We start from the raw sequence: 24,126 nt of genomic DNA, 5'->3' as shown, positions 1-24,126 counted from the left end.
GGAGAGAGGTGTGAGGCGATGGGCCGATCTGCCGAAGGTCATGCCCGCAGCGACCGTCCGCCCGGCCGCACAGCCGAGGCGGCGCAACGTACCGCTGCGGTGCGGGAACACGTCCAGGCGCTGGAGAACGTCCTCGCCGGTGCACTCGCGGTCGCTGTCCACGGTACCGATCTGCAGACCCTGAAACGGGCACCACGCCGGGCACCGCCGACCGTGTCGCCGGCCGATCTCGAGGCGCATCCCGGACCTGTCTGGGATGCGTTCGTGCCCCACCCGCCGGGCCGGTTCCGGTGGTGGGGCGCCGAGCGCAGGTTCGCGCGCCGGCTCGCCGACGCGGAGGACCGGTTCGCGGAGGCGATCGAACGGCACCGGGCCGCCGAAGAGACCCGCCGCGGGCGAGTGGCCAAGGCACTGCGGGAGCAGGTCGAGCGACAGCGCCGGCTCGACGAGACGACCGCGGAACAGCATGCGCGGATCGACGCGTACGAACGGGCCGTGGAAGGCCGGGACCGTGCGGCCGTGACGCGGTACTTCACGAAGGCGCTGGACAGTCACCCCGAGCCGCTGGACTTCCCGCGGCGCCACAAGATCGGGTACGTGCCCGAGTCGACGCTGCTCGCGGTCGAGTGGGACCTCCCGGACGTCAGCGTCGTACCTGCTGAGGCGTCGTACCGCTATGACCGCTCCTTGGACGCCGTACTGGCGGTGCCACGAGACCCTGTCGAGCTACGACGGCTCTACCAACAACTGGTCGCCCAGCTCGCGTTGCGCGCGCTCCACCTCGTTTTTGGCAGTGACCGGTACGGCGTGGTCGAGACGGTCGTGTTCAACGGCATGGTGGAGTCGGTAGACCTCACGACGGGTCAGACCGTACGGCCGTGCCTCATCACGCTGCGGGCGACCCGGGAGCAGTACCAGGCGCTGGTACTCGACCAGCTCGACCCGGTGGCGTGCGTACGGCACTACTTCGCTGCTGAGGTCTCCCGGCACCCGGAGGAACTGCAGCCCGTGGAACCGGTGCTGGAGTTCGACCTGACCGACCCGCGCATCGTGGAGGCGGTGGACGTGATCAGTGAGATCGACGCCCGCCCGAACCTGCTGGACCTCAGCCCCGAGTCGTTCGAGCACCTCGTGCACAACCTGCTGACCCGGATGGGCCTGGAAACCAGACTGTTCCGCCGCGGCACCGACGGCGGCACCGACTGCGTCGCGTACGACCCACGCCCGATCACCGGCGGCAAGTTCGTCGTACAGGCCAAGCTCTGGACCCGCACAGTCCCACCATCCGCCGTCCGCGACCTCTTCGGCACCGTCGTCGACGCAGGCGCCACCAAGGGCATCCTGATCACCACCTCAGGCTTCGGCCCCACCAGCTACCAGTTCGCCAACGGCAAACCCCTCCAACTCATCGACGGCACCGCCCTCCTCTCCCTCTGCCACCTACACGACATCCCCGCCCGAATCGTTCGTAGGGCGAGTTAACTATGTTCTAAAAAGTGGCCATATGCCTGATATAGTGGGCAATGGAGGGGTGATTTGCATGCGTTTCTCAGAGCCGGTTTCCAGTGTCGTCCCGGGACTCCACGGCCGGATTCTCGGCGTCCTCGCGCGCACCGATCGTGCACTGACCGGACGCGCGGTGGCGGGACTGCTGCATTCGCCCGCAAGCCCGAGCGGTGTACAGAAAGTGCTGGACGACCTGGTCAGCAACGGCGTCGTCCTGGCGGAGCCGGCCGGGCGTGCTCGGCTGTACACGCTCAACCGGGATCACGTAGCAGCTGAGGCAATCGATCAGCTGGCGCGGCTCCGCGACGTACTTCTCCAACGAATCAAGGCGGAGGCCGACTCCTGGACGATACCTGCGACAGCGGTCTGGCTGTTCGGTTCGACAGCTCGCGGACAGGGCGACGCCGACAGCGACCTGGACCTCCTGGTCGTCCGGCCGGACTCCGTCGACGATTCGGACCCGACCTGGCTCGAACAGGTCGAATCACTCGCGGCGCACGCAAGCCTGTGGTCCGGCAACTCGTGCGAGGTCGTCGAGTACAGCGCCGGAGAGATCCAGGACATGATCGGTCATCGAGCGCGCCTGGTGACGGAACTCAGACGGGACGCTGTGCCCATCGCCGGCACCTCCCCACAACAAGCCCTCAAGCGAAAGGCCGGCTAGTGCCAGCACTCGACGAAGCCCGAGCCCACCTGGCAAAGGCCCGCGAGTTCCTCGAAGCAGCTGAGCTGACCAACGACCTCCAGCTCTACAACGCAGCAGCGTCCAACGCTGTCACGTCAGGCATCAATTCCAAGGACGCGATCTGCCTCGCGCTCACCGGCCGGAGCAAGAAGTCCGAAAACCACGCCGAGGCGATCGCAGAACTGAAGAGTGCCGGCGCCACCGGCCGGGACTGCAGTACGACCCTGTCCCGGCTGCTGAGGCTCAAGTCCAAGTCGCAGTACCAGACCGCGTCGGTCTCCGCCGCGGACGCAACCAAGAGCATCGAGTGGGCAGCCCGCCTGCTCGAAACAGCAGTGGCTGTCACACCTAACTGACTCGAGCTTGGTGGCGATGCAAGACTGGCGGGCATGGACACAGGGGTGAGTGTTGTCGGGTCAGGGCAGGTCAGTGGTACGCCGGATGTGTTGCGGGTGACGTTTTCTGTGGAGCACTCGGAGGCTGATGTTGCTGCTGCGCTTGCGAAGGTGGGTGAGCGTACGGATGCGGTGACGGCGGCACTCCGCGCGCAGGGTGTTGAGCAGTTGGGGACCAGTGCGGTGAACGTGTACCAGGACTACCGGGAGCCGGGTGCGCCGCCGGCGTACCGGGCGGCGCACACGATTCAGGTGGAGACGAAGGACCTGACCGGGTTCGGGGCGTTGCTGAACGCGGCTGTCGGTGCTGCGGGCAACGATCTCGGGCTGCACGGGATGCAGTTCGACATCGAGGACAAGTCGGCGCTGCTGGTGCGGGCCCGCGAGCTGGCGTTCGAGCAGGCGCGGGAGAAGGCGGCGCATCTGGCCGGGCTGGCCGGGTACTCGCTCGGTGGGGTGACAACGGTGTCGGAGACACACCGTCCGGACGACGTCCCCGTGGTCCGGATGATGGCCTCGAAGCCGTACGAGTCAAGCCTGAACATCACGCCAGGTGAGCACACGGTCGAGGTTTCGCTGCACGTGACGTTCGCCTGGGCGTAACGGGCGTCTCAAATCGCGCACAGGGGTTGCGCGGTGGGTTCCGTCAGACAGACTTCTCTCATGTACGCACCGGCCCCGCTGCGGCGGCAACTGAGTCGGTCCGGGCTGTTGCTGCTCGGGCCGGCGTTCGTCGCGGCCGTTGCGTACGTCGATCCGGGCAACTTCGCCACCAACATCGCCGCCGGTGCGACGTACGGGTATCTGCTGTGCTGGGTGGTCGTCGGCGCGAACCTGATGGCCGTGCTGGTGCAGTACCTGGCGGCCAAGGCCAGTATCGCGACCGGGCGGACGCTGCCGCAGCTCTGTCGTGACCACTTCAAACGCTCGACCTCGACGGGGCTGTGGGCGCAGGCCGAGATCGTCGCGCTGGCGACCGACCTGGCCGAGGTGGTCGGCGGCGCGATCGCGCTGAACCTGCTGTTCCACGTCCCGCTGCTGCTCGGCGGCGTGATCACCGGCGCGGTGTCGTTCGGGCTGCTGATCTACCAGTCGAAGCGCGGGCAGCGTCGGTTCGAGGCGGCGATCATCGGCCTGCTCGCCGTCGTACTGCTCGGCTTCGTCGTGTCCACCGCGCAGGCCGGGCCGTCGGCGAGCGGCGTGGCCGGCGGGCTCGTCCCGCGGCTGGACGGTACCCAGTCGCTCGTCCTCGCGGCCGGCATGCTCGGCGCCACCGTGATGCCGCACGCGATCTGGCTGCACGGAGCGCTGGTCACCGACCGGCACTGGAAGGCGATCCGCTCCGAAGACGGGAAATCGCGGGTACTGCGCGCCACCCGGCTCGACGTCGCGGTGGCGATGGCGCTCGCCGGCGCGGTCAACCTGGCCATGGTCGTACTCGCCGCGGCTGCCCTGAAGGGCACAGGTGCCGACTCGCTCAACGCGGCCCACGTCGCGATCGGGGACCGGATCGGCCACCTCCCGGCGCTGCTGTTCGCACTCGCCCTGCTGGCCAGCGGTTTCGCGTCGTCCTCGGTCGGGACGTACGCCGGATCCGTCATCCTGGACGGTTTCTGGCAGCGCCGCGTGCCGCTCGCCGTACGCCGGCTGGTGACGCTGGCGCCCGCGCTGCTGGTGCTTGCGATCGGCATCGACCCGAGCCGCGCGCTGGTGATCTCGCAGGTGGTGCTGAGCTTCGGCATCCCGTGCGCGCTCTGGCCGCTGGTGAGATTGACCGCATCCCGGCGCGTCATGGGTGACCTTGTCAACCGCCGGGCGACTACTCTCACCGCATGCCTGGTAGCCACCGCCGTCACGGCCCTCAACGTCGTACTGATCGTGCTGACCGTGCGAGGCTGACGTGACCCGGGTGTTCGCCGTGAGCGACATCCACGGCCACCTGGAGAAGCTCAAGCCCGCGCTGCACGCGGCCGGCCTCACCGATGCCGACGGCAACTGGACCGCCAAGGACACCCGGCTGTGGTTCCTCGGCGACTTCTTCGACCGCGGCCCGGACGGCATCGGCGTACTGCGTTATGTCCGCGAACTGATCGGCCAGGCCCCGGACGGCGCGGTGCGGATGCTGCTCGGGAACCACGAGATCCTCGCGCTCGGGATGCACAAGTTCGGCGACACGTTCGTCCCGCACGACGGCATCACGCTGCGCAGCTTCGAGCGGTCGTGGGCGCTGAACGGCGGCCAGGACCGCGACCAAGAACTGCTCGCCGACGACGAGGTGGCCTGGCTGCTCGACCAGCCGTTCCTCGGCCTGGACGCGGACCAGCTTCTGATGCATTCGGACACCGCGGAGTACGTCGAGTGGGGCGACACGCTCGACCAGATCAACGCCAAGGCCCGCGCCGAGCTGCACTCCGACGACATCGAGGTGTGGTGGGAGATCTGGCGCCGGATGACCTCGCGGTACGCGTTCCGCGGCGAGAGCGGCCCGGAGGTCGCGCGGATCATGCTCCAGCACCTCGGCGGGAAGCGGATCGTGCATGGCCACAGCATCATCGCCGATCAGCTGCACATCGACCCGGAGTTCCTCACCGGCCCGCACCTGTACGCCGACGGCCTGGTGCTGGGTATCGACGGCGGCGCCTTCGACGGCGGTCCGTGCCTAGTCGTCGAGCTCTCGGCCGAGTGACGCGACGACGGCGTCCAGGCAGGACCGGAAGCTCTGCTGCCCGCGGCCGTCGATCCAGCGGCTGAACGCGTTCTGGAACACCGCCGACCCGATCTGCGCCAGCAGGGCCGCGTCCTCGGCGGACAGCCCGCGCTCCGCGAGCCCGTCGCGCAGCGCCGCGGTGACCGAGGCGAGCTTGGTCCGCTCGCGCTCCTGCAGTTCGGGGCTGGCGGCGATCACGGCCCGGCGTACGTCGGTGTCCTCGGCCAGTTCGGCCAGTAGCTCCCCGACGGTCGCGGCCGCCCGCAGTACGGCGGGCCACGGGCGGACGTCGGCGTCGACGGCCCGGAGCGCGTCGAGCACCGCGGCCGGCAGCCGTTCGGAGCCGGCGAACAGGACCTCGCGCTTGTCCGGGAAGTAGCGGAAGTACGAGCGCCGGGTCAGGCCGGCGTGCTCGGCGATCTGGTTGACGGTGACCGCGTCGTACCCGTGCGCGGCGTACAGCTCGAGCGCGGCCTTGCGCAGCCGCTGCTCCGCACCCGGGTCCCATCGCGCCATGCCCGGAGTCTAGCAAGCGTGATGTCTCAGGGTGTTATCGTGAGTGATGACACTGTGAGTCATAAGGAGTTTGGGATGATCTGGATTCTGGGCGCGACCGGCCGCACCGGGCGGGAGATCGCGCGGGAGGTGGCGGCCCGTGGTGGTACGCCGGTGCTGGTCGGGCGCAGTGCGGAGCGACTCCGGAAGACGGCTGCGGACCTTGGGCTCGGCGACTCCGAGGTGGTCGCGACCACCGATCCGGCCGCCGCGATCGCCGCCGCGCGGCCGGCGGTGGTGGTGAACACGATCGGCGGGTACGCCGACACCGCCGTACCGATCGCGCGCGCCTGCCTGCCCGGCGGACATTACGTTGACCTGGCCAACGATCTGGTCGCGATGCCGCGGCTGCTGGCGCTGCACGAGGAGGCGATAGCGGGCGGCAGTACGTTCGTGACCGGCGCCGGGTTCGGCGTACTGGGGACCGAGGCGGTGGTCGCGTGGCTGTGCGCGGATCAGCCGGCGCCGGTTCGGGTCCGGGTGGACGCGCTGCCGTCGGTCGCGATCACGGCGGGTCAGCTGGGCGAGGCGCTGGCGCGGTCGATCGTGTCAGGGCTGACGACGGGCGGCCGGCGGTATCAGGGCGGCGTCCTGGTTCCGGCGCGACTGGCTGCCGAGCCGCGGACGCACGCGTTGCCGGACGGCCAGACGGCGAAGTCCGCGGGCGCGCCGACCGGCGAGTTGCTGGCGGCGCACCTGGCCAGCGGGGCGCCGGACGTCGTCGCGACGAGCGGTCTGGTGCCGACAGCGCCGCTGGTCCGGGCGGTCCTGCCCGCGGCCGGTGCGCTGCTGAAGATCCCCGCGCTCGAGCGGTTCGCCGTACGGCGGATGGCGGCGATGGAGTTCACGCCCGCACCGCGGCCGCGCGAGCACTCGTGGGGTCACGCGGTCGTGACGTGGGCGGACGGTACGACGCGGGAGGCGTGGCTGCGGGCCGAGGACGCGATGGACTTCACCTCGGGCGCGGCCGCCGAGACCGCCGTACGGCTGGCCCGCGGCGAGGGCCGGCGTGGTGCCTACACGCCGGCCTGTGCGCTCGGGCCGGACCTCGCCGAAGCCGCGGGGGCGACCATCTCGCAGCCGTGAGTACAGGGAATGGCCGGCGGGTGCGCGGGGTTGTGGGTGTCTATGGCGGAGAAGACTGTGAAGATTCCCGGGCCGGACCACCCGATCACCGTGGTGAAGAACCCGGACCGTGTCGTCGTGAAGGTCGGTGACCGGGTCGTCGCGGACACCCGGGACGCGCTGTCGCTGCAGGAGGCGAACTACCCCGCGGTGCAGTACATCCCGCGGGCGGACGTCGACTTCACGCAGCTCGAGCGCACCGACCACCAGACGTACTGCCCCTACAAGGGCGATGCCTCCTACTACAGCCTCCCGGACGCGGAGAACGCGGTCTGGACGTACGAGCAGCCGTACGCCGCGGTCGCCGACATCCGGGAGCACGTCGCGTTCTACCCGGACAAGGTGACGATCGAGATCATCGCCTGAGGAACTCCTTCAGGACCGGAGCCAGCGCCTCCGGCGGTACCGCGTGCTGCTGGCCGGGCAGGTCGGCGTACGTCGCGTTCGGCAGGATCCCGGCGACGCGGTGCGCGGCGTCGATCATGAACGGCGCGGTCGCGGTGCCGGCGAGGACGAGCGTCTGCGGAGTGACCTGCCGCAGCAGCGCGACCGGGGTGCCGCCCTGGTCGAGGGCGTGTCCCATGACCGCGAAGTCGTAGGGCAACGTCGGCGCGACGTCGGCCAGGCCGGGCGTGGCCGCGACCTGCTGCGCGACCTCCATAGGGAGGCCCGTCATCAGCAGGAACTGCTCGACCGCGTCCTGGTTCCGGCCCTCGCGGAGCGCCTCGATCACCTGCCCGCCGTCGTCGTCGGTGTCCGCGTCGTCCGGGCCGTACGGCGGCTCATGCATCACGATCTTGCTGAACGGCAGCGTGACCGCGGCGATCGCGGCCAGCCCCGCGCCTGACGAGTGCCCGTAGATGGCGGTCGGGTCGCCGGTCACCGTCAGCAGCGCGGCGATGTCCTCCACCTCACGCCGGACGTCGTACGGCGCCGTGTCCCCGGAGTCACCGCGGCCGCGGCGGTCGTACGTGATGACGTCGTACTCGTCCGCCAGCGCTTCGGCCAGCGGGCGGTGCGAGTTCCGGTCGCACAGGGCGCCACCGACCAGGATGACCGGGCTCCCGGTGCCCACGCGGTCGTACGCGATCGTCGTACCGTCCGCGGACGTCACTTTCTCCATGTGTTCCTCCTTGGCAGCTGTCGGACGGTACGTCGGAGACGGCCGCGGGATTTCGACATAACCGTTGGCGAGTGACCGGTCCGGGTGGTTCACTGCTTCGCGATGATTACCAGAGTCGACGACTACCTCCACGCCGTCCCGCTGTCCGGGGCGGAGGCTGAGCAGGTCGGTCCCTTCACCTTGTTCCGCAGTACGACGATCTGGCCGTACTACGCGCGCCCTGTGCCCGGTTCCGGGGTCACGATCGAGCCTAGCGATGTCGAGCTCGTACGGAAGCGCTGTACCGAGCTGGACATCCCGTTGAGCTTCGAGTGGGTCGTGGAGACCTGCCCGTCGCTGGGCGACGCCGCGGCGGCTGCCGGGCTCGAGGTCGTCCAGCACCCGTTGCTGGTGCTGGAGCGCGCCGACTTCCGTCCTGCCGTGGCTGATGCGCGCTGTGAAGTCCTGTCTGCCGACGAGGACGTAGTCCGCCAGGCACGGGCTGTCGTCAACCTGGCGTTTGGCGAGTCCGGTACGGCCGTAGGGAACGCAGGGCCTGCTGAGCGCGACACTGCGGCCGCCCAGCTCACAGACGAGATGGTGGCGACGCTACGCGACCGGGTCAGCCGTGGCGTGTCCGTTGGCGCAGGAGCTTTCACCGAGGACGGCCTGGTCGCGGCTGGCACTCACCAGCCTGTTGGCGAAGCTACCGAGATCGTTGGCGTTGGCACGCTGCCCGCGCTCCGGCGACGCGGCCTGGCCGCAGCCGTGACGTCAACGCTCGTTCAGCACGCGTTGGACAACGGTGTGGACCTGGTACTGCTCTCTGCCGAGGACGACGCGGTGGCTGCGGTCTACGAGCGCGTCGGCTTCCACCGGATCGGCCACACCGGAGCAGCCGAGTGACAGGGAGCCCGAGCACCCGCCTCGTCGTACTGCGAGGCAACTCGGGCTCCGGCAAGACCACCACCGCCCGTATGCTCCGGGAGCGGCTCGGCCGCGGTACGGCGTGGGTCGAGCAGGACCACCTGCGCCGCATCCTGCTCCGCGAGCACGACGTACCGGGTGGGCTGAACATCGGGCTGATCGACCTGAACGTCAGGTACGCCCTCGACCACGGGTACGACGTGGTGCTCGAGGGCATCCTGACCACCGGCCATTACGGCGACATGCTCCGGCGATTGACGGCCGAGCACCGCGGGACCACTTGGCACTACTACTTCGACATCCCGTTCGCAGAGACAGTCGTCCGACATGGAACCCGGGACAACCGCCACGAGTTCGGGCCGGACGCGATGCGGGAGTGGTATCGCGAGCGCGACCTGCTGGACGGTGTCGAGCAGAGCGTGATCGGGCCGGACAGCACGCTGGACGAGACCGTGGCCCGGATCCTGACCGACCTCGGGCACGATCCCGTACCGTTGGAGGGATGAGCACGACCGAGCCGACCCGCCCCCGTACCCTCGCCGAGGCGCTGCGGGGCTGGGACGACGCCGCGCTCGGCGAGCTGCTCCGCCGGCGGCCCGATCTCGCGCTGCCGATCCCCGCCGACACCGGGCAACTGGCCGCGCGGGCGACCAGCAACGCGTCCGCGGCTCGCGCGATCAACCGGCTCGACGAGTTCGGTGTGGACCTGCTGGAGGCGCTGTCCGCGCTGCCCGAACCGGTCGACCTGGACGCGCTGGCGCAGGGCGTCGGGCAGCCGACCGAGGTGGTCCGGCCGCGGGTCGCCGAGCTGCTCGAGCTGGCGCTGGTGTGGGGCACCGAGGACGATCTGCGGCCGATCCGGGCGGTGCACGAGCTGCTCGGGCCGACGCCGGCCGGGCTCGGTCCGAGTACGACGCGGCACTTCGGCGACCTGGACAAGCTGATCGACGACGCGGGGCCGGACGCGCGCGCCGTACTGGAGAAGCTGACGTGGGGTCCGCCGACCGGTTCGGTGGAAAAGGCGGACCGGCCGGTGACGATCGCGTCCGCCCGTACGCCGGTGGAGCGGTTGCTGGCGCGCGGGCTCGTCGTACCGAAGGATCCGAACACCGTCGTACTGCCGCGGCAGATCGGGCTGCATCTGCGGGGCGGGCGGGTGCTGGCGTCGACGCGTCCGGTGCCGCCGCCGCTGGCCGGCAAGAAGGTCTCGGCGATGGTCGCGGACCGGGCTGCGGCTGGTGCCGCGCTGGACGTGATCCGGCTGGTGGATCGTGCGTTGGAGCAACTGGGGACGGAGCCGCCGCCTGTGTTGCGTACCGGCGGCGTTGGGGTCCGGGAAGTGCGCAGTCTGGCCGGGAAGATCGGTGCCGAGGAGCATACGGCTGCGGCTGTGCTGGAAATGGCCTATGCGGCCGGGCTGGTCGCTGCGGTCGAAGTCGGCACCAGTGAGCTCTGGCTGCCCACCAGTGCGTACGACGACTGGCTGGAGCTGGACCTGGCGCATCGGTGGGCGCAACTGGTGGTTGCGTGGTTCTCCGGGCTCAGGGCGATCGGTCTGATCGGAAGACGCGACAGCACGGGCAGTACTGCGGCTGCGCGCGAGCGGCTCATCAACGCGTTGGCCCCTGACCTCGAGCGGTTGCTGGCACCGGAGATCCGGTTGCTGGCGCTGCAGGCGCTGGCCGAAGCCGGCACGGGTACGGCGCCTGCTCCCGAGACCGTGGTGACCTGGGTGGCGTGGCATCGGCCTCGGCGTGGTGGGCAGTTCCGGGACGATCTGGTCGAGTGGAGCGTCACCGAGGCGGCCCTGCTCGGGCTGACCGGGTTGGGATCGTTGGCGAAGCACGCCCAGCCCTTGCTCGGTGCTGAGCCGACGGCTGACGAGCTGGCCGAAGCGATCAGCCCGCTGATGCCGGAGCCGGTTTCTGAGGTGCTGTTGCAGGCAGACCTCACGGCTGTTGCTCCTGGTCCGTTGGTGCGGTCCGTGCAGGACGAGCTGTCAGCCATGGCCGATGTCGAGTCGGACGGTGGTGCTGGCGTCTACCGGTTCAGTGAGAGCTCTGTGCGGCGTGCTTTCGACCTAGGGCGTACGGCTGAGCAGTTGCACGCGTGGCTGGCGGAACACTCGCGTACTCCGGTGCCACAGCCGCTGGCGTACCTCGTCGACGACGTGGCGCGACGGCACGGCGTACTGCGGCTGGGCACGGCTTCGACGTACCTGCGGTGTGACGACGAGGACGTGCTGACGCAGCTGCTCAGTTCGAACCTGCCTGGGGTGCGTTTCCGCCGGTTGGCGCCGACGGTCGTGGTGTCGCCGTCACCGCCCGACGTGGTGCTCAGCCGGCTGCGGGACGCCGGGCTGGCTCCGCTGGCAGAGACGTTCGACGGTGCGCTGCATGTGACGGGTACGCCGCGGCGGGGCGAGGCGCCACGTCGCCGTACCAGCCGGGACTTCAACGAGAGCGCGTTCGACCTCACCGACGACCAGGTGAAGGCCGTGATCGAAAAGGTCCGCACCGGCGACCGCATCGCCGCCGAACGCCCCGGCGACGAAGGCCTGGTCGAACCGGCCGCTCCCGCCGAGACCATCGCGATCCTCACGAACGCCGCCGAGGCCCACACCCGCACGTGGATCTCGTACGTCGACCACAACGGCCACGCCTCCGAACGCATCGTCGAACCGGCCCGTGTCGCCGACGGCTGGCTGACGGCCTACGACGACACCACCGAAGCCCCCCGCACCTACGCCCTACACCGAATCTCCGCCGCCCGCCCCGTGGAGTGACTCGGCCTGAGGGCGGGTGTTTGGGGGGAGCAGGCACAATGGAGGGTCGGGTGTCGTGGATGGGAGCTGTGGTGACGGACGGTCCTTTGATCGTGCAGTCGGACAAGACCTTGTTGTTGGAGACGGCGCATGCGGACGCCAACGAGTGCCGGAAGGCTATTGCGCCGTTCGCCGAGTTGGAGCGGGCGCCGGAGCACGTGCACACGTACCGGCTGACCCCGCTCGGCCTGTGGAACGCGCGGGCCGCGGGGCATGACGCGGAGCAGGTGATCGACGTACTGCTGCGCTACAGCCGCTACCCGGTCCCCCACTCGTTGCTTGTCGACATCGCCGAGACCCTGGACCGCTACGGGCGCCTGCGGCTGGAGAAGCACCCGCAGCACGGGCTGGTGCTCGTAACCACCGACCGCCCGGTGCTGGAGGAGGTACTGCGCAGCAACAAGGTCAAGCCGATGCTGGGCGCGCGGCTGGACGACGACACCGTGCTTGTGCACCCGTCTGAACGCGGTCACCTCAAGCAGACCCTGCTGAAGCTGGGCTGGCCCGCGGAGGACCTGGCCGGGTACGTCGACGGTGAGGCGCACCAGATCGACCTCGTCAAGGACGGGTGGGACCTCCGCCCGTACCAGGAGCAGGCCACCGACTCGTTCTGGCACGGCGGCTCCGGTGTCGTCGTACTCCCCTGTGGCGCCGGCAAGACGATCGTCGGCGCGGCCGCGATGGCGCAGGCGTCCGCGACCACGCTGATCCTGGTCACGAACACGGTGTCCGCGCGGCAGTGGAAGGACGAGCTGCTCCGCCGTACGACGCTCACCGAGGACGAGATCGGCGAGTACTCCGGGGCACGCAAGGAGATCCGGCCGGTCACGATCGCGACGTACCAGGTGATGACGACGCGGCGGAAGGGCGTCTACACGCATCTGGAGCTGTTCGACGCGCGAGACTGGGGCCTGATCGTGTACGACGAGGTGCACCTGCTGCCGGCGCCGATCTTCCGGATGACCGCGGACCTGCAGACGCGGCGGCGGCTCGGGCTGACCGCGACGCTGGTCCGCGAGGACGGGCGCGAGGGGGACGTCTTCTCGCTGATCGGGCCGAAGCGGTACGACGCCCCGTGGAAGGACATCGAGGCGCAGGGCTGGATCGCGCCGGCGGACTGCGTCGAGGTCCGGGTGGACCTGGAGCAGACCGAGCGGTTCGTGTACGCGACCGCGGAGCCCGAGGACCGGTACCGCCTGGCGGCATCCACGCCCGCGAAGTCCAAGCTGGTACGCCGGATCGCCGAACACCACGCGGACGAACCGCTGCTGGTCATCGGCCAGTACATCGACCAGCTGGACGAGCTGGGCGAGCGCCTCGAATGCCCCGTGATCAAGGGCGAAACCACGGTCCGCGAACGCCAGCGGCTGTTCGACGCGTTCCGGCACGGCGAGATCACCCGCCTGGTGGTCAGCAAGGTCGCGAACTTCTCCATCGACCTCCCCGAGGCATCGGTCGCCATCCAGGTCTCCGGCACCTTCGGCTCCCGCCAGGAAGAAGCCCAACGCCTGGGCCGAGTCCTCCGCCCCAAGGGCGACGGCCGCACCGCCCGCTTCTACTCCATCGTCGCCCGAGACACCATCGACGCCGAATTCGCCGCCCACCGCCAACGCTTCCTCGCCGAACAGGGCTACGCCTACACCATCGTGGACGCGGAGAACCTGTTCGCCTGAGAGGTACAGAACGACAGGAGATATCGGATCACCCCGACCCGCGGCACGCTCCACGGCGGTCGTGGTCGCCCGACCAGGCACGACATCTCCTGTCGCTGTGTACCTCAGCCCGCCAGACGCTGAGCCAACACCGAGCGAACCATCGCGACCACCCAGTCGGGGTCGCCGATCACCTGCTCGTACGTGAGCCGCAACACCAGCCAGCCCGCCGCCACGAGCTCGTCGTACCGCAGGCAGTCAGCGGTGAAGTGCCGACGGGATCCGTGGAACTCGAAGCTGTCCGCCTCCAGGGCCAACCGAGCACGCCGATGACCGAGGTCGACCCGGGCGCGGAACGACCCGCCGCACACCAGGACCTGCGGCTCGAATCCCTCGATGCCTGCGCTGATCAGAAGCGCCCGGAGCATGGATTCGAGGAAACTGCCGGACAAGCCGCTGGCGGCCTCAGCCACCGCGCGCGCGTTGGGGCAGCCGTATCCACGCATCACCACGGTCGCCGCCAGCAGTTCGTCCTGACTGATCCGGCCGGTGGCAAGAGCTGCGTCCGCGACGGCGAGACCTTCACCGAACGGGAGGATGCGAGCGGCGTCGACCACGGTCCGCAGTGGAGACGTGATCCGGTTCCGGCGCTCGTCGGTGTCTGTGTCGGCCCAGTGCAGAACAGCAGGTGGTCCGGGGCGGGAGTGGCGGTTCGGCGGGACGATGACGTGCGGCTTCTCCGGTGCCACCAGCAACGGAAAGCCCATGGCGGCTGCCGCGCTCGAGTGCGAGACGACACCGTCGTACGAGAGCGCAGCCGCAATGCCGGCCGGAAGCTCAGGCAGAGCGTAGATCCCACGCCCGACCCGCTGCACGTCTCCGCGCGCGAGGGCAGCGCTGACTGTCTTCCGCGACACAAGAGCGGTCAGGTCGGAGAAGGTGGCCCAACCGCCCTGCCGTCCGAGGATCTCCGCGAGCGATTCCATCGGTGGATGGTGCCTGATCCGGGCCGACTCGCGGCTTTGGTTGTCCACAGGGGACAGAGCGACAGGAGATGTCCTTCACTGATCAGGACATCTCCGCTCAGCCGGGCGCTCTTTCCGGCCGCAGTTGGCTACATGTCCTGTCGGTGTGTACCGCGGCTACTCGCCGAGGCGGGTGTGGATGCCGTTGAAGTGGGACTTCATGGAGGTGGCGTAGGTGGTGGGGTTGCCGGATTCGAGGGCTCTGAGGAGGTCTCGGTGCCAGGCGGCGGCGTCGGCGGGGGTGTAGCGGGCGCCGGGGAGGCGGGCGTCGACCTGGGCGAAGGTTCGCCAGAAGACGGACAGTAGGTCGATGACCAGGGCGTTGCCGAGGGGCTCGTAGAGGGCCTGGTGGAAGGCCCAGTCCTCGTCGGGGAAGTAGTTGCCCTCGGCGGCCTGGGCTTCCATCCGTTCGACGATGGGCTCGAGGGTCTCGTACCCGTACTGCTTGAAGTGGTCGACCACGTCGTCGGCGAGGCCGACCTCGATGGCCTGGCGGACCTCCAGGACGTTCTGTACGTCGCGGAGGTCGCCGGCCATCGACTGCGACATGCGGAAGGCCAGGCCGTCCTCCAGCGACTGGAGGTTGACCTCGCCGACGTACGTGCCGTACCCGTGCCGGATCTCGATGATCCCGACGGCCTGCAGCGCCTTCATCGCCTCGCGCAGCGGGTGCCGGCCGACGCCGAGCTGGGCCATCAGCTCCTGCTCGTTCGGCAGCGGATCACCGGCCTTCAGCCCGCGCTCCAGGATGTACGACTTCATCGCGTCCCGGATGAAGGACTGGTTCCCGGCCGCGCCGCGTGCCCGGCTGAGTCCACCCGTTGTCACTGCCGGCCTCCCTTGGACCCCGTTGGACCGTTCAGTGTAATCCGGCGCGGTCCAGCAGTGGCCGGATCGCCTCGATCTCCGTGTCGCTCAACGGAACACAGGGGTACGCCGTGACCGGGCAGTCGATCACGCCCAACAGGTAGAGGCCTGCCTTGAACGCGCCCAGCGCCGACGAACTCGCGCCCATCCGGGACCGGTCCGGGACCTTGATGATGTCGAACAGCCGGAACAGCCGGTCCTGCTCCGCCCGCGCCGCCGCGGCCTCCCCGGCGACGGCTGACGTGAAGAGCCGTACGTAGCCGGCGGGGTCGACGTTGCCCAGGCCTGGTACGACGCCGTCGACGCCGAAGGCCAGCGACGAGTCGACCGTCACCTCGGAGCCGGTCATGATCGTGAAGTTGTCCAGCTGCTTCTCGCGGCGGGAGATGACGAGTTCGCGGAGGGAGGTTTCCTGGCCGGACGAATCTTTTACTCCGGCGATCACGCCCTGTTCGCCCAGGGAGGTGATGAGGGATGCGGGGAGCTTGGTGCCGGCGCGCGGGGGGATGTCGTAGGCGTAGAGGGGCGTGTCCTCGGCCTGAGCTGCAAGGCGTTTGAAGTGGCGTTCGATCTCCGCGGGATGCGTGGCGGCGTAGAAGGGGGCCGTGGCGACGAGGCCGTCCACGCCGGCCTTCAGGGCGGCCGCGACGTGGGCGGCGACGCGGTTGGTGGAGGTGTCGATGACACCGGCCAGCACCGGAACCTGACCGGCGACCGTCGCGACTGTCGTCTCCAGTACGACCTGGCGCTGCTCGTCCGTCAGGAACGTTCCCTCGCCGGAGGTACCGAGCACGAACACCCCGTCCACACCCCCGGCCAGCTGGTACTCGATCAGCCGCGTCAGCGATGCGGTGTCGACGTCGTACGTCGGGGTGAGCGGGGTGACGAGCGGCGGTACGACGCCGGTCAAGTGGGCGGACTCGGTCAAGAGAAACTCCAACCTCTAAAGGGCGAATGTGGCGAAGCGCAAGGTCGCGAACGAGGAGGTCACACCGGCCTCGTAGAAGATTCCGACGGAGCCGTCCGGGAGCAGCACCAGATCGGAGTACCCGGCCATGCCCTCGTGCACGACCAGCTCCGGCTTCCACGAGACTCCGGCGTCCGCGCTGACGAAAACGGTCAGTTCCCGGCGCGATGCCGGGTTCACCGGCGTGGACAGCAGCAACCGCCCGTCGGGCAGGCAGAGCACGCTGCCCTGGATCCCGGGTGCGGTGATCTCGGGGATCCCGGCGTACGGCGCGTCCAGGGTCCGGCCGCCGTCCGACGACCAGGCGTGCACCCGGGCGGGACCGGTGCCTTGGTGGTTGCGGGCGTTGAAGTACAGCCGCCCGTCCGGAAGTTCGGCGACGGCGGTCTCGTTCGCGTTGATCTCGGCGCCGTCGTTGCGGTCGACGAACCCGACCGACCAGGTGACGCCGCCGTCGTCGCTGTAGATGCAGTGCCCACCATTGAGACCCTCCGCCGGCACAAAGGAATGATTGGCCGGTACGACGAGCCGCCCGGTCCGCACGGTGATCCCGTGACACGGACCGGTCGCGTACCAGCCCCAGTCGTCCGGCTTCACCTGCGCGGTGATCTCCACGACAGGCGACCACGAAGCGCCGTCGTCCGACGACCGCTGCACGAAGACCCGCCGGCCGTCGACCGGATCGGTGCCGCGGGCAAGCGACATCTCGACCGCGTCCGCGCCGTTCTGCACGGTCACGAGCACGAGGTCGCCGGTCCCCGGATCGAGCAGCGGCACCGGGTTCCCGCAGGTCTTGCCGGGCGCCGCGGACACCACCTGCAGCGGCAGCCAGGTCCGGCCGCCGTCGAGCGAGCGTCGCAGTACGACCTCGATCTCCCCCGCGTCGCCGGACCCGTGCAGGCGTCCCTCGCAGAACGCGAGCACCGTCGAGCCACGCGCCAGCACCGCCGGGATGCGGAAGGTGTGGTAGCCGCTGCCCGCCGGATCGAAGATTTCCGAAGCGCCGACTCTTGAAGACATAGGACGTACTATGTCATGGTGTGGCCCTCCGATGGAAGTGAGGCCTCATGCCGGTCAGCAGAAGAAGTTTCCTCGGTGGCGGTCTGGCCGCCGCCGCTGTCGCGGTCACGGGTACGCCGCTGCTGGCGGGGTGCGCGTCCGACAAGAAGAACACCGCCGCCGCGAACGCGGCCGTGAAGCTGCCGACGTACGTGAAGTACGGCGAGGTGAAGCCGGACCTGCCCGGCACCGACGTCGTACTGGACGGGTTCCTGAAGTACCCGGCGAACCCGGTGAAGGCGATCGCCGACGCCCCCGGCGACGGCAAGCCGATCACGTTCATGACGAACATCCCCGGCGCGATCCCGCCGGCCGCCGACCAGAACCAGTTCTGGCAGGAAGTCAACAAACGCCTCGGCTCCGAGCTGCAGATCAGCATGGCGTCGAACGACGAGTACAAGGACAAATTCGCGACGAGAATCGCGGGTGGGGACCTGCCGGACATCCTGAACATACCGACTGACACACCACAGATTCCCGGGTTGGTGAAGTCCAAGTGCATGGACCTGACCGAGCATCTGTCCGGCGACGCCGCGAAGAAGTACCCCTTCCTCGCCAACATCCCGACCGAGTACTGGAAGGGCTGCGTCTTCAACGGCGCGATCTACGGTGTCCCGGTGCCGCGCGGCATGTCCCGGACATCGCTGCCGCTCTACCGCACGGACCTGCTGGCCGCGAAGGGCATCAACGACCCGGCTCCGAAGAACTTCCAGGAGTTCTTCGACCTGTGCAAGGAGATGACCTCGGCGAAGGACAACCGCTGGGCGTGGACCCGGGTCCCGCTGTCGTACCTCCGGATGATGCTTGGTCTGCCCAACAACTGGACGCAGGACGGCGGCAAGTTCACCTCGATGTACGAGGCTGACGCCAACACCGAGGCTCTCGAGGCCGCTCGCAAGATGGTTGCCGCCGGTGTCGTCAACCCGGATGCGTTCAACGACAAGGCGAGCGCCCGCAAGCAGTGGTTCAACGGTGGGATCGCGGCCTTCGACTACGACAGCTTCGTCGCCTGGAACCAGTACTACAGCGACAATACGGCCGGGCCGGCATTCGGAGTGAACATGCTCGACGTGCCCGGGTTCTCCAGCGGTGAGGGCAAACCGTGGATGGGTGCGGCGTTGAACAACGTGACTTCGTTCAACAAGGACAGCAAACACTCCGCGGAGACACTGCTGAAGGTCGCGAACTGGATGGCGGCGCCGTTCGGCACCGAGGAGTACCTGTTCCGCAAGTACGGTGTGGCTGGCCGGCACTACACCCTGCACGGCACGGACCCGGTCCCGACGAAGGTCGGTACGGTCGAGACCGGCATCGGCCTGCAGTACATCAGCGACTCCGCACTGGCGCTGTACTGGGCAGGCAAGCCCGACGTCCCGCAGAAGCAGCACGCGATCCAGGAGAAGGTCGCGGACCGGCTGGTGTACGACGCATCGTACGGCCTCTATTCCGACACGTCCTCGAAGAAGTCCGCTCAGCTGGTCAAGGCGATGAACGACCTGGAGAACCAGATCGTTCAGGGGAAGAAGCCTGTGTCGGACTGGTCCGCGGGAGTCAAGACGTTTCTGTCGTCCGGCGGTGAGAAGATTCGCGGGGAGTTGCAGGACGCGTTCGCCACGGCGGGCGGGAAGTAATGCTCCTCAGAACTTCCAAGCGGCCGCGGCAGCGGTTGAGTCTCGGGCGGCGGCTGCTGCGGGACCGGGTGCTGCTGCTGTTCGCGCTGCCCGGTGTGGCGCTGATCATCGCGTTCCACTACGTGCCGTTGCTGGGCAATGTGATCGCATTCAAGGACTACCAGCCGTTCCTCGGGATCGGCGGCAGCGACTGGTCGGGCTGGGCGAACTTCAGCGTGATCTTCAACGGGGACCCGGCGTTCCTGCGGGCGTTGAAGAACACGCTGATCCTGACCAGCCTGCAGTCGGTGTTCGTGTTCCCGGCGCCGATCCTGCTGGCGCTGCTGCTGAACTCGCTGTTCTCCGAGCGGATCAAGCGGATCGCGCAGAGCATCCTGTACCTGCCGCACTTCATGTCCTGGGTGATCGTGGTCGCGCTGTTCCAGCAGATGCTCGGCGGCAGCGGGCTGCTGAACAACTACCTGCGCTCGCACGACCTGTCGACGATCGACATCATCGGGAACTCCGAGCTGTTCCACGTGCTGCTGACGTCGCAGATCATCTGGAAGGACACCGGGTGGGCGACGATCCTGTTCCTGGCGGCACTGTCCCAGATCGACTCGCAGCTGTACGAGGCGGCGAGCGTGGACGGCGCGACCCGGCTGCGGCAGCTGTGGCACGTCACGCTGCCGGGGCTGCGCGGGATCATCATCCTGCTGTTCATCCTGCGGCTGGGTGACTCGCTCACGGTCGGGTTCGAGCAGATCGTCCTGCAGCAGCAGGCGGTCGGGCGGGACGTCAGCGAGGTTCTGGACACGTACGTCTACAACAACGGTGTGCTCGGCGGCGCGTGGGGCGTCGCGGCGGCGGTCGGCCTGGTGAAGGGCGTCGTCGGCGTGATCCTCGTGCTGACCGCGAACAAGGTCGCCCACATTTTCGGCGAGCAAGGGGTTTACCAGCGATGAGCCGCAAGATCGTTCAGGGCGTACCGATGCCCGGCTGGCCGATGCGGGTCTTCAAGGGCCTGGTCCTGCTGGTCTTCTGCGCGGTCGTGATCGTCCCGTTCGTCGGGGTGATCACGACCAGCGTCGCGCCGAACAAGCAGATCAACGAGTCCGGCGGTCTCGTGCTGCTGCCGAAGTCGGTGAACTTCCGCGCGTACGAGTCGTTGTTCGCCGGCGGCGTGGTGACCCGGGCGCTGTTCGTCAGCATCTTCGTCACGATCGTCGGCACGCTGCTCAGCCTGGTCGTGTCGTGCCTGCTCGCCTACGCACTGTCCCGGCCGGGGTTCACGGCGGGCCGGCCGATCCTGCTGATCGTGCTGTTCAGCATGCTGTTCTCGCCCGGCATCATCCCGCTGTACCTGATGGTCAAGGGTGCCGGGCTGCTGGACAGCATCTGGGCGCTGATCGTGCCGACGATGATCAGCGCGTTCAACGTCGTCGTACTGCGGGCGTTCTTCATGAACCTGCCGAGCGAGATCACCGAGAGCGCCCGGATCGACGGGGCGGGTGAGCTGATGACGTTCTCGTACATCGTGCTGCCGCTGTCGAAGGCCGTACTGTCGGTGATCGGGCTGTTCTACGCGGTGGCGTACTGGAACGCGTTCTTCTCCGCGCTGCTGTACCTGAACGACTCCAAGCTGTGGCCGTTGCAGCTGGTGCTGCGGACGTACGTCATCAACGACACGCAGCTCGGCAGCGCGGAGCTCGGCACCGAGTTGCTGCCGCCGCAGGCATCGATCCAGATGGCGATCCTGGTGGTGTCGATCGTGCCGATCCTGATCATCTACCCGTTCCTGCAGCGGCACTTCGCGAAGGGAGTCCTGACCGGCGCGGTGAAGGGATGAAATTCGGTTCCGTGGCGCAGAGTGGTCAAGTAACGTGGCTGGGCTCCCCACACTCGCCGGAGGTTCCAGCATGCCCGCAGACACGTCCGACACCCTCCAGGTGGAGCAGGACTACCTGAAGACCTCCCGGGCCGCGCTGGCGCAGATGCGGGAGAAGACCGGCTCGCTGGAGATCCACAGCGCGGACCGGGTCAACCAGGAGTTCCTGCAGGCCGCGATCTTCCAGCGGATGAAGGAGCTGGAGGACGACCCCGACGTACCGCTGTTCTTCGGCCGGCTGGACTATCTGGAGCCGGCCGAGGAGACGTTCCACATCGGCCGCCGGCACGTGAACGACGCGCTCGGCGAGCCGCTGGTGGTGGACTGGCGGGCGGACATCTCGGTGCCGTTCTACCGGGCCAGCAAGACCGAGCCGATGGGTGTCGGGATCCGCCGGCGGTTCGGGTTCACGCACGGCGAGATGACCGCGTTCGAGGACGAGGACCTGACCGCGAGCGGCGCCGCCGAACAGCACAGCGACATCCTTGACGCGGAAATCGAGCGCCCGCGCTCGGGCCCGATGCGCGACATCGTCGCCACGATCCAGCCGGAGCAGGACGTGATCGTCCGGGCCGGCGTCGACGAGACCATCTGCGTCCAGGGCGCGCCCGGTACCGGGAAGACCGCGGTCGGGCTGCACCGTGCGGCATACCTGCTCTATGCGTACCGGGACCAGCTCAGCCGCGCCGGTGTCCTCGTGGTCGGGCCGAACGCGAGCTTCCTGCGCTACATCGGCGACGTCCTGCCGGCTCTCGGCGAGATCGAGGCGAAGCAGACGACGGTCGAGGAGATGGTTGCCCGGGTCAAGATCGCCGGTCCGGGTCCCGCGCTCGTCGACGTCCTCAAGGGCGACGCCCGGATGGCGGAGGTCCTGCACCGCGCGGTCTGGGCGCACGTACGGCGGCCCGAGGACGCGCTCGTCGTACCGCGGGGCGCGCACCGCTGGCGGGTGGCGACGTACCAGGCCGAAGAGCTGGTCGACGAGCTCCGCACGCGGGGCATCCGGTACGGCGCAGGCCGGGCGATGTTGCCGCAACGGCTGGCGCATGCGGTGCTGCTGAGGATGGAGGCGGCCGGTGACTCGCCGGACGACCGCGTGCAGGACTCCGTCGCCAGGAGCCGTCCGGTGAAGCAGTACGCCGAGGCCCTGTGGCCGGCTGTGGATCCGGCCAAGCTCCTGTTCCGCCTGTTCACCGAGCCGGACCTACTGGCCCAGCACGCGGAAGGCATCCTCACAGCGGAAGAGCAGGCGCTACTGCTCTGGGAGAAGGTGCCGCGCTCCCCCGGTGCAGCCAAGTGGTCCGTTGCCGATGCCACCCTGATCGACGAGATCGCCGACCTGGTCGACCGTACGCCGTCCCTCGGCCATGTCGTGCTGGACGAGGCTCAGGACCTGTCCGCGATGCAGCTGCGCGCTGTCGGCCGCCGTTGCTCGACAGGGTCGATGACGGTCCTCGGGGACATCGCACAGGGCACCACACCATGGGCAACGCCGTCCTGGGACGAGGCCCTGACGCATCTTGGCAAGACCAGCGCCCACACGGAGGAGCTGACCGCCGGCTTCCGCGTACCGGGTCAGGTGATCGAGTACGCCGCACAGCTGCTCCCGACGATCGCCCCGCACCTCAAACCGCCGACCGCGGTACGGCGGGCACGGGGTGAGCTGACCATCACCCGCGTACCGGACAGCCTCGCTGCTGCCGTCACCGCCGTACAGGAGGCGTCCGAGCGGCTGGGGTCGATCGGGTTGATCGTTCCGGACACCCTGGTCCCGGCGACCCGGAAAGCCTTGCAGGGCGTGGCTTTCTCGGTGCTGGGCGACGAGGACGACGTCGACGCACACCTGGACGTCGTACCGGCGTCGCTCGCCAAGGGTCTTGAGTTCGACCATGTGGTGCTGGTGGAGCCGGCCGGCATCGTCGCCGGTGAGGCCGATGAGCGGACCGGCCTCCGGCGCCTGTACGTCTGTCTTACGCGTGCCGTCACCTCACTGGTCGTCGTACACAGTGAGGACCTGCCCGAGGTACTAGTCAGCTGAGGCCGTGATGTACACGTCCTCCTCGCGCTCCAACCGCTCCACCCGGCGCAGCGACGGGTCGCGCCAGAGCAGGTAGACCAGCCCCAGAACGACAAGCGACAGCACTGACGCCAACATCGGTAGGTAAGCGACACCGAGCGTCTGGATAACCAATCCGCCCACCACAGCGGACAGCCCGGCGCCCAGGTAGATCGCCGAGGCGTTGAGCGAGATCAATAGGCCGCCGCCCAGCTCCAGCAACAGGTTCTGGATCGGCGGGTTGAATGCCCACGTCAGCATGCCCCAGACGACCAGTGCGATGCCGGCACCGGCCGCTGTTGTCAGCGTGACGTCCAGGGTCGCCAGGACGGCGGTAATACCCAGCATCAGGACCACCAGCGTGGGCAGGCTGCCGAAGCGGTCGGTGATCCGGCCGCCGACGAAGTTGCCGACGACCGCGCCCACGCCGTACAGCAGGAGCAGCAGACCGGTGACGCTGCCGGTCAGGCCGGCGCTGTGCTTGAGCAGCGGGACGATGTAGATGTACACGCTGAATGCAGCCAGCACAGCAAGCACGGTCATCGCCAGCACGACCTGTACGCGTCGGTCGGTCACCCCGGCGAAGCGTTCACGCAGGCTGACCACAGGTGCTGCCTCGACCTTCGGCAGCGCGGCTCGTTCGACTATGGCGACCAGTACTGCGACTGCGGTGATCAGCGCGAAGACACCCTTGTAACCGAGCGTCGGACCCAGCAACGTGCCTGCCGGTACGCCGAGCACCAGGGCGAACGTGAGGCCGCCGAAGACGATGGCCACCGCCCTGCCGCGCTCCTCGGGCGGTAGGAGACTGGTGGCGAAGAGGGTGGCGGCCGGGGTGTACACGGCGGCGCCGAACGCGGCCACGACGCGGCCGGCAATCAGGAGCGGGTAGGTGTCTGCCACGGCGGCGATCAGGTTGCCGAGCGCGGCCAGGACCAGTGCGGCGATCAGGAGGGTACGGCGCTCCCACCGGCCGGTCAGCGTGGACAGGATCGGTGCACCGATCGCGTACGACAGCGAGAACGCGGTGGCCAGCTGGCCCGCGGCGGTCAGCGAGACGTGCAGCTCCGAGCTGACGTCGGGCAGCACCCCGGACACGACGTACGCGCTGGTGCCGACCGCGAAGGCGCCGGCGCCGAGCAGGTAGATCCGTGCGGACATCTGAGGACCTTCCGG

At 68.7% G+C, this 24,126-nt stretch carries 23 protein-coding genes; 16 read left to right on the top strand and 7 right to left on the bottom strand.

Annotated features, from left to right (window positions below):
• Positions 1 to 18 precede the first annotated feature (18 nt).
• Genes ACQHIV_RS36835 through ACQHIV_RS36810 form a run of 6 tightly spaced genes read left to right on the top strand, consistent with a single transcriptional unit; the run spans position 19 to position 5,272 of the window.
• The gene (locus tag ACQHIV_RS36835; RefSeq protein WP_427888949.1) at positions 19 to 1,482 is read left to right on the top strand and encodes a restriction endonuclease; all 1,464 of its coding nucleotides are present in this window, start codon (positions 19 to 21) and stop codon (positions 1,480 to 1,482) included.
• A 22-nt stretch (positions 1,483 to 1,504) separates the two neighbouring features.
• Positions 1,505 to 2,170 (top strand): nucleotidyltransferase family protein, encoded by a 666-nt coding sequence (locus ACQHIV_RS36830; protein ID WP_427888948.1) that lies wholly within the window; start codon positions 1,505 to 1,507, stop codon positions 2,168 to 2,170.
• The gene (locus ACQHIV_RS36825; protein WP_427888947.1) at positions 2,170 to 2,547 is read left to right on the top strand and encodes a HEPN domain-containing protein; all 378 of its coding nucleotides are present in this window, start codon (positions 2,170 to 2,172) and stop codon (positions 2,545 to 2,547) included. The genes ACQHIV_RS36830 and ACQHIV_RS36825 overlap by 1 nt, the downstream gene beginning before the upstream one ends.
• Before the next feature lie 33 nt (positions 2,548 to 2,580).
• On the top strand, positions 2,581 to 3,189 hold the full coding sequence (locus ACQHIV_RS36820; protein WP_427888946.1) for an SIMPL domain-containing protein: 609 nt from the start codon (positions 2,581 to 2,583) through the stop codon (positions 3,187 to 3,189).
• Between the two features lie 60 nt (positions 3,190 to 3,249).
• Positions 3,250 to 4,485 carry an Nramp family divalent metal transporter gene (locus ACQHIV_RS36815; protein WP_427888945.1) on the top strand — a complete coding sequence of 412 codons (1,236 nt, stop codon included), beginning with the start codon at positions 3,250 to 3,252 and terminating at the stop codon, positions 4,483 to 4,485.
• Between the two features lie 19 nt (positions 4,486 to 4,504).
• Positions 4,505 to 5,272 (top strand): metallophosphoesterase, encoded by a 768-nt coding sequence (locus tag ACQHIV_RS36810; RefSeq protein ID WP_427888944.1) that lies wholly within the window; start codon positions 4,505 to 4,507, stop codon positions 5,270 to 5,272.
• Here ACQHIV_RS36810 and ACQHIV_RS36805 read toward each other — a convergent pair.
• On the bottom strand, positions 5,246 to 5,809 hold the full coding sequence (locus tag ACQHIV_RS36805) for a TetR/AcrR family transcriptional regulator (RefSeq protein WP_427888943.1): 564 nt from the start codon (positions 5,807 to 5,809) through the stop codon (positions 5,246 to 5,248). The genes ACQHIV_RS36810 and ACQHIV_RS36805 overlap by 27 nt on opposite strands.
• Before the next feature lie 75 nt (positions 5,810 to 5,884).
• On the opposite strand from ACQHIV_RS36805, the gene ACQHIV_RS36800 reads away from it, so the two are divergent.
• Positions 5,885 to 6,934: a hypothetical protein gene (locus tag ACQHIV_RS36800; protein WP_427888942.1), complete on the top strand. Its 1,050-nt coding sequence runs from the start codon at positions 5,885 to 5,887 to the stop codon at positions 6,932 to 6,934.
• Positions 6,935 to 6,976: 42 nt separating this feature from the next.
• A complete protein-coding gene (locus tag ACQHIV_RS36795) occupies positions 6,977 to 7,339 on the top strand; it encodes a DUF427 domain-containing protein (RefSeq protein WP_427888941.1) in 363 nt (120 codons plus the stop codon).
• On the opposite strand, the gene ACQHIV_RS36790 is transcribed toward ACQHIV_RS36795, so the two are convergent.
• Positions 7,329 to 8,096 carry an alpha/beta fold hydrolase gene (locus ACQHIV_RS36790; protein ID WP_427888940.1) on the bottom strand — a complete coding sequence of 256 codons (768 nt, stop codon included), beginning with the start codon at positions 8,094 to 8,096 and terminating at the stop codon, positions 7,329 to 7,331. The genes ACQHIV_RS36795 and ACQHIV_RS36790 overlap by 11 nt on opposite strands.
• A gap of 102 nt (positions 8,097 to 8,198) precedes the next feature.
• Here ACQHIV_RS36790 and ACQHIV_RS36785 point away from each other — a divergent pair, with 102 nt between their 5' ends.
• Genes ACQHIV_RS36785 through ACQHIV_RS36770 form a run of 4 tightly spaced genes read left to right on the top strand, consistent with a single transcriptional unit; the run spans position 8,199 to position 13,499 of the window.
• Complete coding sequence (locus ACQHIV_RS36785) at positions 8,199 to 8,981, top strand: GNAT family N-acetyltransferase (RefSeq protein ID WP_427888939.1); 783 nt, start codon at positions 8,199 to 8,201, stop codon at positions 8,979 to 8,981.
• Positions 8,978 to 9,508: a kinase gene (locus ACQHIV_RS36780; RefSeq protein ID WP_427888938.1), complete on the top strand. Its 531-nt coding sequence runs from the start codon at positions 8,978 to 8,980 to the stop codon at positions 9,506 to 9,508. Before ACQHIV_RS36785 ends, ACQHIV_RS36780 begins: the two co-directional genes overlap by 4 nt.
• Positions 9,505 to 11,787: a helicase-associated domain-containing protein gene (locus ACQHIV_RS36775; protein WP_427888937.1), complete on the top strand. Its 2,283-nt coding sequence runs from the start codon at positions 9,505 to 9,507 to the stop codon at positions 11,785 to 11,787. Before ACQHIV_RS36780 ends, ACQHIV_RS36775 begins: the two co-directional genes overlap by 4 nt.
• Positions 11,788 to 11,846: 59 nt before the next feature.
• Complete coding sequence (locus ACQHIV_RS36770) at positions 11,847 to 13,499, top strand: DNA repair helicase XPB (RefSeq protein WP_427888936.1); 1,653 nt, start codon at positions 11,847 to 11,849, stop codon at positions 13,497 to 13,499.
• A 104-nt stretch (positions 13,500 to 13,603) separates the two neighbouring features.
• Here ACQHIV_RS36770 and ACQHIV_RS36765 read toward each other — a convergent pair whose 3' ends face one another.
• The 4 genes from ACQHIV_RS36765 to ACQHIV_RS36750 form a co-directional block, all read right to left on the bottom strand.
• Positions 13,604 to 14,464 carry a type IV toxin-antitoxin system AbiEi family antitoxin domain-containing protein gene (locus ACQHIV_RS36765; protein WP_427888935.1) on the bottom strand — a complete coding sequence of 287 codons (861 nt, stop codon included), beginning with the start codon at positions 14,462 to 14,464 and terminating at the stop codon, positions 13,604 to 13,606.
• 156 nt (positions 14,465 to 14,620) lie between these two features.
• Positions 14,621 to 15,331 (bottom strand): FadR/GntR family transcriptional regulator, encoded by a 711-nt coding sequence (locus ACQHIV_RS36760; RefSeq protein WP_427888934.1) that lies wholly within the window; start codon positions 15,329 to 15,331, stop codon positions 14,621 to 14,623.
• 31 nt (positions 15,332 to 15,362) lie between these two features.
• Complete coding sequence (locus ACQHIV_RS36755) at positions 15,363 to 16,298, bottom strand: dihydrodipicolinate synthase family protein (protein ID WP_427888933.1); 936 nt, start codon at positions 16,296 to 16,298, stop codon at positions 15,363 to 15,365.
• Positions 16,299 to 16,313: 15 nt separating this feature from the next.
• Entirely contained in the window at positions 16,314 to 17,357 is a 1,044-nt protein-coding gene (locus ACQHIV_RS36750; protein ID WP_427888932.1) for a sialidase family protein, read from the bottom strand.
• A gap of 47 nt (positions 17,358 to 17,404) precedes the next feature.
• Here ACQHIV_RS36750 and ACQHIV_RS36745 point away from each other — a divergent pair, with 47 nt between their 5' ends.
• The 4 genes from ACQHIV_RS36745 (at position 17,405) to ACQHIV_RS36730 (ending at position 22,932) form a co-directional block, all read left to right on the top strand.
• Positions 17,405 to 19,027, top strand: a complete 1,623-nt coding sequence (locus ACQHIV_RS36745; protein WP_427888931.1) for an extracellular solute-binding protein — start codon at positions 17,405 to 17,407, stop codon at positions 19,025 to 19,027.
• A complete protein-coding gene (locus ACQHIV_RS36740; protein ID WP_427888930.1) occupies positions 19,027 to 19,971 on the top strand; it encodes an ABC transporter permease subunit in 945 nt (314 codons plus the stop codon). The genes ACQHIV_RS36745 and ACQHIV_RS36740 overlap by 1 nt, the downstream gene beginning before the upstream one ends.
• Positions 19,968 to 20,855, top strand: coding sequence for a carbohydrate ABC transporter permease (locus tag ACQHIV_RS36735; RefSeq protein WP_427888929.1), 888 nt, complete (start codon positions 19,968 to 19,970; stop codon positions 20,853 to 20,855). Before ACQHIV_RS36740 ends, ACQHIV_RS36735 begins: the two co-directional genes overlap by 4 nt.
• Before the next feature lie 70 nt (positions 20,856 to 20,925).
• Positions 20,926 to 22,932, top strand: a complete 2,007-nt coding sequence (locus ACQHIV_RS36730) for a HelD family protein (protein WP_427888928.1) — start codon at positions 20,926 to 20,928, stop codon at positions 22,930 to 22,932.
• On the opposite strand, the gene ACQHIV_RS36725 is transcribed toward ACQHIV_RS36730, so the two are convergent.
• The gene (locus ACQHIV_RS36725; protein ID WP_427888927.1) at positions 22,921 to 24,111 is read right to left on the bottom strand and encodes an MFS transporter; all 1,191 of its coding nucleotides are present in this window, start codon (positions 24,109 to 24,111) and stop codon (positions 22,921 to 22,923) included. The genes ACQHIV_RS36730 and ACQHIV_RS36725 overlap by 12 nt on opposite strands.
• Positions 24,112 to 24,126 lie beyond the last annotated feature (15 nt).

The sequence above is a fragment of the Kribbella polygonati genome (assembly GCF_050320105.1).
In the GTDB taxonomy this organism is placed as follows: Bacteria; Actinomycetota; Actinomycetes; order Propionibacteriales; family Kribbellaceae; genus Kribbella.
This window is presented reverse-complemented; position numbering and strand designations above follow the sequence as displayed.